Origin of the sequence: Enterovirga sp., from assembly GCF_028290205.1 — a bacterium.
Classification (GTDB): domain Bacteria; phylum Pseudomonadota; class Alphaproteobacteria; order Rhizobiales; family Beijerinckiaceae; genus Enterovirga.
On record NZ_JAQGKF010000147.1, the window covers coordinates 1 to 12,356 of the forward strand.

The following is a 12,356-nucleotide window of genomic DNA, read 5'->3' on the forward strand; positions in this document are numbered from 1 at the left end:
GCCTGGGCCGTCTCTGCGGCTGATCACGGACATGGTGGCGTACACGGTCACCCAGATCCCGAAGTGGAACCCGATCAACATCTGCAGCTACCACCTGCAGGAGGCCGGGGCGACGCCGGTGCAGGAGCTCGCCTTCGCGCTCGCCACCGCCTGCGCGGTGCTGGATACGGTGCGGGAGTCCGGCGAGGTCGACGAGAGCGGCTTTGCGGATGCGGTCTCGCGCATCTCCTTCTTCGTCAATGCCGGGCTGCGCTTCGTCACCGAGATCGCCAAGATGCGAGCCTTTGCCGAGCTCTGGGACGAGCTCTGCCGCGACCGCTACGGCATCACGGACGCGAAGAAGCGGATGTTCCGCTACGGCGTGCAGGTGAATTCGCTCGGGCTCACGGAGCAGCAGCCCGAGAACAACGTCCACCGCATCCTGATCGAGATGCTGGCCGTGACCCTGTCCAAGAAGGCGCGGGCCCGGGCCGTGCAACTCCCGGCCTGGAACGAGGCACTGGGCCTGCCGCGGCCCTGGGACCAGCAATGGTCGCTCCGCATGCAGCAGGTGCTGGCCTACGAGACCGACCTCCTGGAGCATGACGACCTGTTCGACGGCTCCCGCGTCATGGAAGCCAAGGTCGAGGCCCTGAAGGAGGCCGCCAGGGCCGAACTCGCCCGCATCGACGCCGAGGGCGGGGCCATCGCGGCCGTGGAAAGCGGATCCCTGAAGCGGGCCCTCGTGGAATCGAATGCCCGCCGCATCGCCCGCGTGGAATCGGGCGAGCAGGTGGTGGTCGGCGTGAACCGCTTCCAGGAGGGCGAGCCCTCGCCGCTGGTCTCCGGCGAGGGCAGCTTCCTGTCGGTGCCGGAAACCGTCGGCATGGAGGCGGTGGCCCGCATCAGGGCCTGGCGCTCGGCCCGCGACGCCCGCGCGGTCGAGGCCGCCATTTCCGAACTGGCCTCCGCCGCCCGCGAAGGCCGCAACATCGTGCCGCCCTCCCTGGCCGCGGCCAAGGCCGGCGTCACCACGGGGGAGTGGGGCGAGACGCTGCGCCAGATCTTCGGCCAGTACCGGGCGCCCACCGGCGTCTCGGTCGAGACCCGCAGCGGGCCGGTCGGAGAGGACATCCGCCTCGTCGTGGCCGAACTCGCGGCCAAGATCGGCGCGGCGCCGCGCGCCCTGGTCGGCAAGCCGGGCCTCGACGGCCATTCCAACGGCGCCGAGCAGATCGCGCTCCGGGCCCGCGATGTCGGCATGGAGGTCACCTATGAGGGCATCCGGCAGACGCCGGCCGAGATCGTCGCCCGGGCCCGCGAAACCGCCACGCACCTGATCGGGCTCTCCGTTCTGTCCGGCTCGCACGTGCCGCTGGTCCGCGAGGTCATGGCCCGGCTCAGGCTCGAGCAGCTGGACCACATTCCCGTCGTGGTTGGCGGCATCATCTCGGCCGAGGACGAGAACGTGCTGAAGAACATGGGCGTGAGCGCGGTCTACACGCCCAAGGATTACGCGCTCGACGGCATCATGCGGGACATGGTGCGGGTGATCGAGCGGGGGCTCGCCCGACGGGAGGAGCCGGCGAGCCCGGGCTCACCGACTGCACGGGAGGACAGCGCCCCGCGCCGGCGCGTCGCGACCCGGACCGAGCGCTAGCCGCCGGTCACCCTTCGGAGGCCGGCAGGCCGAGCCCGTTCCGGCGCAGGCAGGCCTGGATGGTCGCGCCCGCGTCCGGATGGAGGTCGAGCAGGCGCATATAGGCCATCCAGCGCCGGATATCCTCGTCCCGCTCGGACCTGTAGCTGCCCGCGTCCCAGGGCAGGGCGGCTGGCCGCCCCAGCCACTCGGCAAGCCGGCTCGCCAGTCTGTTCTCGTCGAACAGGATCAGGGCGCGGTCGGTCTGCTGTCGGCCTCGCCCGTCGAGCCCGAAGATCGAGCCGCAGCCGACATTCAAGTACGCGAGGCTTTTGACCCGCGGCCTCAGCGCACTCGCCGCCGTGCGGCGCCGGGCCCGCCGCAGGATCACCAGGACGTCCGCGTCGAGCCGGCCCAGGAGCTGCAGTGCGTGCAGGGCCGAGCCTTCGGAGAAGATGAGCCGCCGCGCCCGGCGGTACAGGCCGAGCTGGACGGACAGCTCGGTGGCTTCGGGATGAAGCACGGTCGCCCCGGCGGCTGCGAGGACCCGGTCCAGATAGGCCTCCCCGGCGAGCCGGCCGTCCGGCAAGCCCGACCGCGACACGAACAACGTGTCGAGCGCCGGTCCCGGAGGGCCATGCGCGGCCGTGACGGCGTCCATCAGGTCGAGATGCCGGCGACTCGGCCCTCCGCCGAACAGGCGCTCGGCCTGTGGTTCCACCTGGAGGCGCTGAACCAGCGTGGGCTGGCGGACCAGCACCACATGCGCCGGCGGGACCCGGAAATGCGCAAGAAGTTGCGGGAAAAAGCCCGGCGGAGGCTCGTCCCCGGGCCAGAAGCTGAAGACCAGGGGCAGGTCAGGGCCGGCGCGGCCGGCCGCCGCCGCGATCCGCATGCCGAAATCGGCCACCATGTGCCCGAAATGCGGAGACACGGGACCGCACCAGATCCCGGCCGGCAGCTCCTGCACGCGGCCGTCTGGGGGATCGGGTTTCAGATCCGCCGGGATTGGAAGGGGGCCCCGACACGTCCGCGGCGTGATCTGGAGGTGGAACCAGGGCCAGATCGGCCCCCCCTTGAACAGGCCCCGCCGGAGCCGTCGGGTCGGGTCCGCCACCCCGTTGCGCAAGCCCTGGCTCGGCATCACGACAATGCGTTCGAATACCCGCATTCCGCCCCGCGCGTCCCCTTGAACCGGCCTGATGCCGTCCGAAGCGGCACCGCAGCATACCGGCCGCGGCACCGGCGGACCATGCCGGCACCGGGAGGCGGCTTCGAGGGATGACCCGGTCGCCGCCGTCGCGTATGCCCGGCGGGCATGATCCAGCCTCTGTCCGCCGGCCTCCTGGTCGGGATCGTCGGCTACGCCTCGACCTTCGCGCTCGTGCTCAAGGGCCTGCAGATGGTCGGAGCCACGCAGGAGCAGGCGGCCTCGGGGCTGCTGGCCGTCCTGCTGGTCAAGGGCTGCCTGGCCATCGGGCTCAGCCTGCGCACCCGCATGCCGATCTCCATCGCCTGGTCGACGCCCGGCGCCGCGCTGCTGATCTCCACCGGCATGCCGGAGGGAGGCTTTCCCGTCGCGGTGGGTGCCTTTCTCCTGGTCGCGGTGCTGCTGGTCGCGGCCGGGCTCTGGACGCCCTTCGGCCGGGCTGTCGCCTCCATCCCGCTGCCGCTCGCCAGCGCCATGCTGGCCGGCATCCTGTTCGGCATCTGCACGGCCCCGGTGCGGGCCGCCGCCGCGCTGCCCTGGCTGGCGATCCCGGTGATCCTCGTCTGGGCCCTGGCGCTCCGCTTCGCCCGGCCTTACGCCGTGCCGCTCGCCGTGCTGCTGACGGCCGTTCTGGTCGCCGTGGCGACGCCGCTGCCGCCGGCCGCGCTCGCCGACCTCATGCCGCGCCCCGTCTTCGTGATGCCGGCTTTCAGCCTGGACGCAGCGATCGGCATCGCCGTCCCGCTCTTCATCGTCACCATGGCGTCCCAAAACGTACCGGGCCTCGCCGTGCTGCGGGCCAACGGCTACCGGCCGGCCGTCGGTCCGATCTTCGTCGCGACCGGGTTGGCGAGCGGGCTCGCCGGGCTGTTCGGCGGCCACACGCTCAATCTGGCGGCCATCACGGCCGCTCTCTGCGCGGGTCCGGAGGCCCATCCGGATCCGGCCAAGCGCTACCTCGCCGGTGTCGCGGCGGGCGCGACCTATGTCGTGCTGGGGCTTCTGGCGAGCCTTGCGGCCGCCTTCGTGGTCGCCTCGCCGCCCTTGCTGATCGAGTCGGTGGCCGGGCTGGCGCTTCTCGGCAGTTTCGCGGCGGCGTTGCAGACCGCCTTGTCCCGCGAGGAGGACCGGATGCCGGCCGCCGTGGCCTTTGTGACGGCAGCATCCGGGACCAGTTTCTTCGGCATCGGGGCAGCGTTTTGGGGGTTGGTGGCCGGCGGCGCGCTGATGTGGCTGTTTCGAACAGGTCTTCGTCCTCGGGTCTCCTGAAAGCGTGAAGGAACCAACGCGCCTCTCCCCGATTAGCGGGCACTGGGCCCGTGAGGGCTTTTGGAGAGCGCCTGATGAGACAGCTTTTTCTATCGGCCGTTGCAGCCGGCCTGATGTTCGGGGTGACCCTGCCCGCCAGCACCGCGGCCAACGCGGCACCGGCCGCCGCGGCCGCCATCGCGACGCCGGACAGCGGGGTCGAGTCGGTGCGCTACATGCGCCAGTCGCATTACCGTCGCCGCGCCATGCATCGCCGCTCGGCCTATCGCGGCCGGGTCTCGCGTCGGGCGAGGGCGCCGTCGCAGGCCGGCAACGCCCGCAATCCGGAGCGTCCCGTCTACCAGCAGCAGCAGGGCCAGACGACGGGCGGCCCGCGCTACTGAGCGCGCCGCTCAGGCGTGAGCGGCCCTGAGCGCCACGTCCAGGTCATGCAGCAGATCGGCCGGGGTCTCGACCCCGGTCGACAGCCGGAGCAGATCCGGCGGGCAGGGGCTCCCCGGCCCCTCGACCGAGGCCCGATGCTCGATCAGGCTCTCGGTGCTGCCGAGCGAGGTCGCGCGCTTCCACAAGCGCACGCGGGCGGCCGTCGCGATGGCGGCCGCCTCGCCGCCGCGCACCTGCACGGACAGCATGTAGCCGAAGCCGTTCTCCATCTGCCGCGCCGCGACATCGTGGCCAGGGTGCTGAGTCAGGCCCGGATAGAGCACGCGGGCAACATCGGGATGCCGGCTCAGGGCGTGGGCCAGTTCGGCCGCGCCCGCCGCCTGGGCCGTCTGGCGCACAAACAGCGTCTTCAGACCGCGCTGCAGCAGGTAGGCCTCGAAGGGGCCCAGGATCGACCCGTTGCCTGACCGGATGGCGGCGAGCCTCTCCCAATAGCCATCGGCCTCCCGGCCGGCCAACACACCGGCGATCACGTCCGAATGGCCGTTCAGGATCTTGGTTGCCGAGTGCATGACGATGTCGGCGCCAAGCGTCAGGGGGCGCGTGTGAACCGGCGAGGCGCAGGTCGAGTCGACGGCGAGCCGGGCTCCGGCCGCATGCGCGATGCGGGCCGCCTCGGCGATGTCCGTCACTGTCCAGAGCGGGTTCGAGGGCGTCTCCACCCAGACCAGCTTGGTCCGTCCGGGCACCACCGCGGCCCGCAACTTGGCCGGGTCGTCCGTTTCCACGAAATCGACCTCGAGCCCGAAGCGCCGTCCCTCGGTCTGCAGCCACCGGCGCAGAGCCCAGTACATGACGGCCGAGGCGACCACGTGGTCGCCGCGATCGAGAGCAAGGAAACAGGCCGTCGCGGCGGCCATGCCGGAGCCGAACAGGAGGGCGCCCGCCGGTGCCTCTTCGAGGGTGGCCAGCAGTGCCTCGGTGTCCCGCACGGTGGCGTTGTCCGGCCGCCCGTAGATGTAGCCGGCCGGATAGGTGTTGTCGGGGTCGCGAATGAACGTGGTCGCGAGGTGGAGCGGCCGCACCACGGCCCGCGTGGCCGGGTCGGTGAAACCGAGGGCCTGGGCGGCGAGGCTCGCCGGGGACCAGGGCGGGGACTCGCTCATGCGCGGCGACCTTTCAGGCGAGGCCGCGCCCGGCGGCCGGGCTCGGATCTAGCAGAGCGCCTTTGCCGGCGAAACGTGGTGGTCGAACGGGAGATCGGGCATCATCCCGGCGGAACAGGGCGGGCGGGACGTGGCCGGAACAGAGAAACACGAGCGGCCGGCCCGGATCGTCACGCTGCCGCAGGTGCTCGCCTCGACGATTCCGGTCGCGGCTGTCGCCCTGTCCTCGTCGCTGGCGACCCGGCCCCGGATCGGGGATTGGTATGCGGGCCTCGCCAAACCGTGGCTGACGCCGCCGAACGGGGTCTTCCCCGTGGTCTGGACGGTTCTGTTCGTCGTGATGGCTTATGCCGTGTGGCGGATCGTCTCGCTGGCCCAGCCCCCCGTGGGCCAGCGGCCGGCCACCGTCTGGTTCTTTGTCCAGCTCGCGCTCAATGGGGCATGGTCGTGGGCCTTTTTCGGCCTGCGCAGCCCGGCGGCCGGCGCCGTCACCATTCTGTGCCTGCTGGCCGCAATCCTGGTGACCGTGCACCTGTTCTGGCGGCTCGACCGAACGGCCGCGCTGCTGCTGGTGCCGTATTCGGCCTGGGTCGGTTTCGCGGTCTACCTCAATTTCGGCGTGCTGCGCCTCAACTAGCCGCCCGCCGCTCCAGCACCGCCGCGACCCCCGCCCGAAGCTCGGCCAGCGAGAACGGCTTCGTCAGCACGTCCGCCACGATGGTATCGAGGTTTCGCGCCCGCTCGCGCTGGTCGGCATAGCCGGTCATCAGCATCACGGTCAGTTCCGGGTAGTCGCGCTTGGCCGCGAGCGCCAGCGCGATGCCGTCCATCACCGGCATCCGGATGTCGGTCAGGACGAGGTCGAAGGCGCCCCCGGTTTCGTTCAGACGGTCCATGGCGTCCGAACCGTCCACGGCGACCGTGATGACGTGCCCATCGAGCTCGAGCCCGCGCCTCAGGAAGGTGCGGACCGCCTCTTCGTCGTCAACCAGCAGGATCTTGGCCACGTCAGCGGGTCCGGTCGTCGAACAGGTCCGGCTCGGCCGCTCCATGCGCGACCACGCCCACGAAGGGCAACTGCCTGAAGCTGTGCGCGACGTCCATCCCGTACCCCACCACGAACATGTCCGGGCACGTAAAGCCGACGAAATCGGCCTCGATCTGGACGGCGCGCCGCGACTTTTTCTCCAGCAGCACCGCCACGAGCACGCGCCGAGCGCCGCGCGCCATCAGGAGGTCCTTGGCAAAGGAGAGGGTCCGACCCGATTCGAGGATGTCGTCCACCAGGAGGACGTCGCGGCCGACGACCTCGCTCTCGATATCGCGCAGCACCGTGACCTGCCCGCTCGACACGGTGCCGGTGCCGTAGCTCGACAGGTGGATGAACTCGACTTGCGGCGCCGCGTCGACCCGGTGCAAGGCTCGAATCAGGTCCGCGGCGAACATGAAGCTGCCCTTCAGCACTGCCACCACGAGGAGGTCGGGCGAACTCGCCGCGACGATGGCCTGAGCCATCTCCTGGTTGCGCCGGGCGATCTGGTTCTCGTCAAAAAGGGTGCGGATCTGGTGAGATGGCTTCATCGGAGAAGACTGGCACAACGTCAGCGCAGCGCAACCTTGCCGCGTCCGGGATGCCGGAAACGGACCACCACCTGGCGGCCCGCGGGGGGTGGGGAGGCGAGGCGCGCCCGGAACGTAGCCCGCATCTTGGGAGCGAGTTCCCCCTGTGGCGGCTGGACGGACCAAGCGTACAGCATGTCCCCCGCCTCACCCTCGATTACCATCTCGAGCGGCGGCACGGCCAGCGTCCGGCCAGTCGGATTGACGATCTCGCCACCCACGATCAGCACCGGCGCTCCGTTCTCGCTGTCCAAGGTCGACGTCGTGGCGGCCAGATCCAGCCCGACGAGGTTGACCGGCAGGCCCAGCGCCGAAAACAGGGTCGCGGTTCCCGGCAGAGCTGCCACGATAGGGCCCCTGAGCAGCAGCGCGGGCGGAAGAAGGAGCACCAGCAGCATGGCCGCGGCCATGCCGACGCTGCGGCCGATCCGCGCCTGCCCGGGTTTGCCCCGTCCGCTCCCGGGCTTCTTGCGGCGAACCGGCTTGGCCCGGGCCGCGAGCGCCCGGGGCACGATGGCGTGCGGTTCCGGCTCGATCACCAGCACGCGGTCGCCGGCGAACGCGGTCGGCGGGCTCGGGGCGGCCGCCTCGGCGCCGAAGCGGTCATCCTCCGCCCCGGGGCTCTGGTCGGCCCCGTCTTGCGGGCGCGGCAGGGTGAACCAGCTTTCCCGACAGGCCGCGCATCGTACCTTGCGGCCGCCCGACCCGATTCGGTCCGCGGCGATCTCGTAGGTGCTGGCGCAGGACGGGCAGGTGATGATCATGACGGGATCGCTGGAGCTGCCCCTTTTGGCCCAAAACCCCTTGTCGGCTGGCTTGGTTAACCCGCCGTGAACCCCTTCGAGGACCAGCCGCCCTCCGTCGAGTTCGACGGGGTCGGCTTTCGCTACGGCCGCGGTCCCGAAATCCTGCAGGACCTCCGCTTCACACTGCAGCCCGGCTCCTTCCACTTCCTGTCCGGGCCCTCGGGGGCCGGCAAGACGACGCTGATCCGGCTGATGCTGCTCGCGGTGCGGCCGACCCGCGGCCTCATGCGCCTGTTCGGCGCCGATGCCGGCCGGCTGGCAGGACCGGCCCTCACCGCGACCCGCCGCCGGATGGGGGTCGTGTTCCAGGATTTCCGCCTGCTGGACCACCTGACGCTGTACCAGAACGTCGCCCTGCCGCTCGTCGTCCAGGGCTACGAGGAGGCGACCTTTCGGGGCGAGGTGTTGGAATTGCTGCAATGGGTCGGGCTCGACCGGGAGGCCGGCACGCTGCCGCCGACCCTGTCGGGCGGGGAGAAGCAGCGCGCGGCCATCGCCAGGGCGCTGATCGCGAAGCCGCAGTTGATCCTGGCCGACGAGCCGACCGGCAATGTCGATCCCGCCATGGCGCGGCGCCTGCTGCACCTGTTCGTCGAGCTCAACCGCTTCGGCACCTCCGTGGTCATCGCCACCCATGATGTGGCCCTGATGGACCAGGTCGAAGCGAGCCGCCTCATCCTGGCCGACGGCCGGGTCTACGTGGATCCATGACGCGCCCCCACCACCCCCAAGACGAGCCCCGGGCGCGCGCGCCGATCCAGGCCTTCGGTCATCCCGGGCGGCTCGTCCCGTCCGAAGGCGGCGCGGAGCGGTCGCTCGCCGCCGTGATTGCCATCCTGACGTTCCTGGCGGCGCTTGTGGCGGGGGCGGCCGAGATCGGCCTCACCACGGCCGCGTCCTGGCAGCAAGCGCTGGGGCGAGAGGCGACCATCCAGGTCCGGCCCGCGCCGGGCCGGGACCTCGAGGCCGACACCGAGCGCGGTGCAGCGATCGCGCGGGCGACGCCCGGGATCCTGTCCGTCCGCAAGGTTCCGGCCGCCGAGGCCGCGCGCCTGCTCGAGCCCTGGCTCGGCACGGGCGCCGACCTGTCCGACCTTCCGGTTCCGCGCCTGGTTGCGCTGGCTCTCGATCCAGGCCGCCGGCCCGATCTCCCGGGCCTCGCCGAGCGGCTGCGGGCCGCCGTGCCGCCGGCGACGCTGGACACTCACCAGGCCTGGATGGAGCGGCTGTCGCGCGTGGCCGTGGCCGGAGGAGCTCTCGCGGCGGCCATCGTCGGGCTGGTTCTCCTGGCCAGTGCGGGAGCGACGGCCTTTGCGACCCGCGGGGTCCTCGCGGGCCACCGGGAGGTGGTCGAGGTGCTGCATCTGGCCGGGGCGGAAGACCGCTTCGTTGCCCGCCTCTTCGCCCGGCGCTTCGCGAGGTTGGGGCTCGGGGGGGCGGTGGCCGGAGCCACCGCCGCCGGACTCCTGATGCTGGCGCTCGGTTCGCTCCCCGCCCGGTTCGGCCCGGACAATGATGGGATCCAAGGGCTGTTCGGCGCCGTTTCCCTCGGCTGGCGCGGCTACGGTGCCATCGCGGCGGTGATGCTCCTGCAGGGCGTGGTCGCCGGGCAGGTGGCAGCGGCGGCGGTGAAACGGTTTCTCAAGGCGACGTCTTGAGACTCGCCCTTCGGCCTCAGGGATGACCGATTCGGTGTGCAATCTGCCCTCATGATGCCGTTCCCGAGTAAAGAGGGGGCGTCCGCCCAGGGCGCCGGCTCGCGCGAGGTTTGGCAGGGTCCGCGCTGGCGCAGTCGCGTCGTGATGGTCGTCCTGCTGCCGCTGGCGCTCGTCGGTGCGGCCTTCCTGGCCGGTTTCGCAGGCTTCCTCCTGTCCCTGGAACAGGCCGAGCGGGAGCCCAACCGGGCCGATGCAATCGTGGTGCTGACGGGAGGTGCGCAGCGCATCGAGGACGCGGTCGACCTCCTGGCCAAGGGCTATGCGGGCCGGCTTCTGATCACGGGCGTGAACGAGAAGACCAGCCGCGACGCGATCGCCCGTCTGACTCCCGGGCAGCGCGATCTCGTCGAATGCTGCGTCGATCTGGGTTACCGGGCCCGGAACACGGTCGGCAACGCCGCCGAGATCGCCCGGTGGGTGAGAAGCCGCAGCTTCGTCTCCCTGATCGTGGTCACGTCGAACTACCACCTGCCGCGCGCCCTCGCCGAGCTGGACGAGGCGCTTCCCGAGATCCGCAAGATCCCCTATGCGGTGGTGGCGAGCGGCCGAACTCAGGACGGGTTCTGGCCCTCCGCCACGCGGGCGCGGGTGCTCGTGTCGGAATACGTGAAATTCGTCGCGGTTTCCGTGCGGACGCGGCTCGCGGGTTGGTGGGCCCCGCACGGCCGCGCCTCTCGCTCCAGCGTCCTCGGCCCGCCCGGCCGCGATCAGGGGAGGACGCGCTGGCCGCCGCACTCGCTCGAGACCTGAGGATCGCGGCCAAGTCGCACCTCTTTAACGCTGCCTTTTACCTGAACACCGTTGTCTGGCTGATCTTTGCCACGGCCACCTTCGTGATGCCCCGCATGGCAATCACGCGGGTCGCGCAGGCCTGGGGCCGCTCGAATGTGTGGCTGTTGAAGGTCCTTGTTGGGACCCGGGTGGAGATCAGGGGGGCGGAGCGGATCCCGCGCGGCGGGCTGCTGATAGCCTCGAAGCACCAGTCCTTTCTCGAGACGTTCGTGCTGATCGGCTGCGTCGAGGACCCGGCCGTCATCCTCAAGCGCGAGCTGCAGTGGATCCCGATCTGGGGCTGGCTCACCGTCAAGGCCCGGATGATTCCCGTGCATCGCGGCGGGCCCTACGCGCTGGCCCGGATGAACCGCAGGGCTGCGGCCGAGGCGGCCGCAGGCCGTCAGATCATCATCTTCCCGGAGGGGACGCGCCGCCCGCCCGGCGCCGAGCCGGCCTACCGGTCGGGCATCCGCCATCTCTACACGAGCCTCGACAAGCCCTGCCTGCCGGTGGCGCTGAATTCCGGTGTGTTCTGGCCGCGCCGCCACTGGCTGCGCCGGCCCGGCACCGTGGTGATCGAATTCCTCGACCCGATCCCGCCGGGCCTCGATCGCGACGTGTTCTCGCGCCGGCTGGAGGAGGCGATCGAGACCGCGTCCGCACGGCTGCTTTCGGAGGCGGAGGCGGAACTCGCCGCCGCGGGCGCGTGCGCGCGTCCCGCCCTGCCACGGCCCGCCTCGCTCGATTGACTCCGGAGGGAGTCGATCACATATAGAACAAATGGCGAACAGACGGTCCTGGTCGTGGGCGACCTCCATGCGCGATCCAAGAGTCGAGAGGCTGCCGCGGGCGGGGATCCGCGAGGAGCGGCTGCGGGCCACGGCGGGTCTGCGGGGCGGGGAGGCACTCACCTCGTGGCGCGGGCTGTCCGGCCGGCGCTACGTGGTCGGGGTCCATGCGATCGACCCGGCCGTGGTGGAGGACGCGACGGATGCGGTCCTGATCGCCGTTCAACGCTCCGGGGACGGGAACGCCACGGTGGTGGATGTCGCAACGCCAGGCGCGGCGACGAGCCGCCGCTCGCGATTGCGCTGGCTCGCCCGGATGCGCATCCGGGGCGCCACGGAGATGCACGTTCACCTGCTGGCGGAGGACGAGGGTGAGCGGCGCGCGGTGGCCCGCGATCTCGCCGAGCGGTCGCGGATGTCGCCCTGACGGCGGTCAGGTGAAGGCGGCCGAACCTTCGCCTTCCGAGAGTCGTCCGGCGATGCGGGCCAGGATCGGGTCGCTGACCCCGAGCTCGATCAGCTTGCCGTGCGTCGATTTGACGTAGTCCGGGTTCGCGCCCGAGATGCCGACCCCCTGTCGGACGAGCCGCACCAGATCCTCGACCGGGAGCCGCCCGGCATATTGCACGTGGGATCGGTCTGCCACGTAGGTCACGGCCATCACGTCGCGGCCGTCGTCGAGGCGGATTCGCACTTGCCGTTCGAGGTAGACGGCCGTGGCCTGCTCGCGCTCGCGCAAATAGGCGAGCGTGGCTTCGGCGAGCTCCGGCTCGCACCGGAAGGCGATGCCGCGGCACTGGCCGCCGCGGTCGAGACCGAGCACCAAGCCCGGCGTATCGGGCGTGCCGCGGTGCACATGCGAGAAGATGCAGAGCGACCGGTGGTAGCCGTGCAGCCGCGCGGCGTGCCGCTCCGCGTAGTCGAAGCCGGGCCGCCACATGAGGGAACCGTAGCCGAACACCCAAAGATCGCCGCGTTCGGCCGCCATTGCGATCTCGCCGCC

The 12,356-nt window shown here is 71.1% G+C and carries 15 protein-coding genes; 9 read left to right on the top strand and 6 right to left on the bottom strand.

Annotated features, from left to right (window positions below):
* On the top strand, positions 1-1,639 hold a 1,639-nt coding region (locus tag JWR86_RS10645; RefSeq protein WP_299564815.1), incomplete at its 5' end, for a protein meaA.
* A gap of 7 nt (positions 1,640-1,646) precedes the next feature.
* Here JWR86_RS10645 and JWR86_RS10650 read toward each other — a convergent pair.
* The gene (locus JWR86_RS10650) at positions 1,647-2,789 is read right to left on the bottom strand and encodes a glycosyltransferase 61 family protein (protein WP_299564817.1); all 1,143 of its coding nucleotides are present in this window, start codon (positions 2,787-2,789) and stop codon (positions 1,647-1,649) included.
* Between the two features lie 147 nt (positions 2,790-2,936).
* Between JWR86_RS10650 and JWR86_RS10655 the strand changes: the two genes are divergently transcribed.
* Together JWR86_RS10655 and JWR86_RS10660 are read left to right on the top strand one after the other, a co-directional pair.
* Entirely contained in the window at positions 2,937-4,097 is a 1,161-nt protein-coding gene (locus tag JWR86_RS10655) for a benzoate/H(+) symporter BenE family transporter (RefSeq protein ID WP_299564820.1), read from the top strand.
* A 74-nt stretch (positions 4,098-4,171) separates the two neighbouring features.
* A complete protein-coding gene (locus tag JWR86_RS10660; protein ID WP_299564823.1) occupies positions 4,172-4,480 on the top strand; it encodes a hypothetical protein in 309 nt (102 codons plus the stop codon).
* A gap of 9 nt (positions 4,481-4,489) precedes the next feature.
* Here the strand turns inward: JWR86_RS10660 and JWR86_RS10665 are convergent, their stop codons facing one another.
* On the bottom strand, positions 4,490-5,647 hold the full coding sequence (locus tag JWR86_RS10665) for an aminotransferase class V-fold PLP-dependent enzyme (protein ID WP_299564826.1): 1,158 nt from the start codon (positions 5,645-5,647) through the stop codon (positions 4,490-4,492).
* A 130-nt stretch (positions 5,648-5,777) separates the two neighbouring features.
* On the opposite strand from JWR86_RS10665, the gene JWR86_RS10670 reads away from it, so the two are divergent.
* Entirely contained in the window at positions 5,778-6,284 is a 507-nt protein-coding gene (locus tag JWR86_RS10670; RefSeq protein WP_299564829.1) for a TspO/MBR family protein, read from the top strand.
* Here JWR86_RS10670 and JWR86_RS10675 read toward each other — a convergent pair.
* The 3 genes from JWR86_RS10675 to JWR86_RS10685 are packed head-to-tail and all read right to left on the bottom strand — an operon-like array spanning position 6,277 to position 8,031.
* Positions 6,277-6,654, bottom strand: a complete 378-nt coding sequence (locus JWR86_RS10675; protein WP_299564832.1) for a response regulator — start codon at positions 6,652-6,654, stop codon at positions 6,277-6,279. The two genes, JWR86_RS10670 and JWR86_RS10675, sit on opposite strands and share 8 nt — an antisense overlap.
* Before the next feature lies 1 nt (position 6,655).
* Entirely contained in the window at positions 6,656-7,228 is a 573-nt protein-coding gene (hpt, locus tag JWR86_RS10680; protein ID WP_299564835.1) for a hypoxanthine phosphoribosyltransferase, read from the bottom strand.
* Between the two features lie 20 nt (positions 7,229-7,248).
* On the bottom strand, positions 7,249-8,031 hold the full coding sequence (locus JWR86_RS10685) for a zinc-ribbon domain-containing protein (protein WP_299564838.1): 783 nt from the start codon (positions 8,029-8,031) through the stop codon (positions 7,249-7,251).
* A gap of 66 nt (positions 8,032-8,097) precedes the next feature.
* Here JWR86_RS10685 and JWR86_RS10690 point away from each other — a divergent pair, with 66 nt between their 5' ends.
* From JWR86_RS10690 to JWR86_RS10710, 5 genes are all read left to right on the top strand, one after another.
* Positions 8,098-8,784, top strand: a complete 687-nt coding sequence (locus JWR86_RS10690; RefSeq protein ID WP_299564841.1) for an ATP-binding cassette domain-containing protein — start codon at positions 8,098-8,100, stop codon at positions 8,782-8,784.
* A complete protein-coding gene (locus tag JWR86_RS10695; RefSeq protein WP_299564844.1) occupies positions 8,781-9,731 on the top strand; it encodes an ABC transporter permease in 951 nt (316 codons plus the stop codon). The genes JWR86_RS10690 and JWR86_RS10695 overlap by 4 nt, the downstream gene beginning before the upstream one ends.
* A 36-nt stretch (positions 9,732-9,767) precedes the next feature.
* Positions 9,768-10,541: a YdcF family protein gene (locus JWR86_RS10700; RefSeq protein ID WP_299564848.1), complete on the top strand. Its 774-nt coding sequence runs from the start codon at positions 9,768-9,770 to the stop codon at positions 10,539-10,541.
* Positions 10,542-10,636: 95 nt separating this feature from the next.
* On the top strand, positions 10,637-11,314 hold the full coding sequence (locus JWR86_RS10705; protein WP_299564851.1) for a 1-acyl-sn-glycerol-3-phosphate acyltransferase: 678 nt from the start codon (positions 10,637-10,639) through the stop codon (positions 11,312-11,314).
* Positions 11,315-11,381: 67 nt separating this feature from the next.
* Positions 11,382-11,780, top strand: a complete 399-nt coding sequence (locus tag JWR86_RS10710; protein ID WP_299564854.1) for a hypothetical protein — start codon at positions 11,382-11,384, stop codon at positions 11,778-11,780.
* A 6-nt stretch (positions 11,781-11,786) separates the two neighbouring features.
* Here JWR86_RS10710 and JWR86_RS10715 read toward each other — a convergent pair whose 3' ends face one another.
* On the bottom strand, positions 11,787-12,341 hold the full coding sequence (locus tag JWR86_RS10715) for a gamma-glutamylcyclotransferase (RefSeq protein ID WP_299564857.1): 555 nt from the start codon (positions 12,339-12,341) through the stop codon (positions 11,787-11,789).
* Between the last annotated feature and the right edge of the window lie 15 nt (positions 12,342-12,356).

What these genes read in the sequence shown, in the direction of transcription:
- JWR86_RS10660 (WP_299564823.1), top strand. Translation starts at nt 4,172, where the DNA reads ATGAGACAGCTTTTTCTATCGGCCGTTGCAGCCGGCCTGATGTTCGGG.
- JWR86_RS10695 (WP_299564844.1), top strand. Translation starts at nt 8,781, where the DNA reads ATGACGCGCCCCCACCACCCCCAAGACGAGCCCCGGGCGCGCGCGCCG.
- JWR86_RS10710 (WP_299564854.1), top strand. Translation starts at nt 11,382, where the DNA reads ATGCGCGATCCAAGAGTCGAGAGGCTGCCGCGGGCGGGGATCCGCGAG.
- JWR86_RS10665 (WP_299564826.1), bottom strand. Translation starts at nt 5,647, where the DNA reads ATGAGCGAGTCCCCGCCCTGGTCCCCGGCGAGCCTCGCCGCCCAGGCC.
- JWR86_RS10715 (WP_299564857.1), bottom strand. Translation starts at nt 12,341, where the DNA reads ATGGCGGCCGAACGCGGCGATCTTTGGGTGTTCGGCTACGGTTCCCTC.
- hpt (WP_299564835.1), bottom strand. Translation starts at nt 7,228, where the DNA reads ATGAAGCCATCTCACCAGATCCGCACCCTTTTTGACGAGAACCAGATC.
- JWR86_RS10685 (WP_299564838.1), bottom strand. Translation starts at nt 8,031, where the DNA reads ATGATCATCACCTGCCCGTCCTGCGCCAGCACCTACGAGATCGCCGCG.
- JWR86_RS10650 (WP_299564817.1), bottom strand. Translation starts at nt 2,789, where the DNA reads ATGCGGGTATTCGAACGCATTGTCGTGATGCCGAGCCAGGGCTTGCGC.
- JWR86_RS10705 (WP_299564851.1), top strand. Translation starts at nt 10,637, where the DNA reads ATGGCAATCACGCGGGTCGCGCAGGCCTGGGGCCGCTCGAATGTGTGG.
- JWR86_RS10655 (WP_299564820.1), top strand. Translation starts at nt 2,937, where the DNA reads ATGATCCAGCCTCTGTCCGCCGGCCTCCTGGTCGGGATCGTCGGCTAC.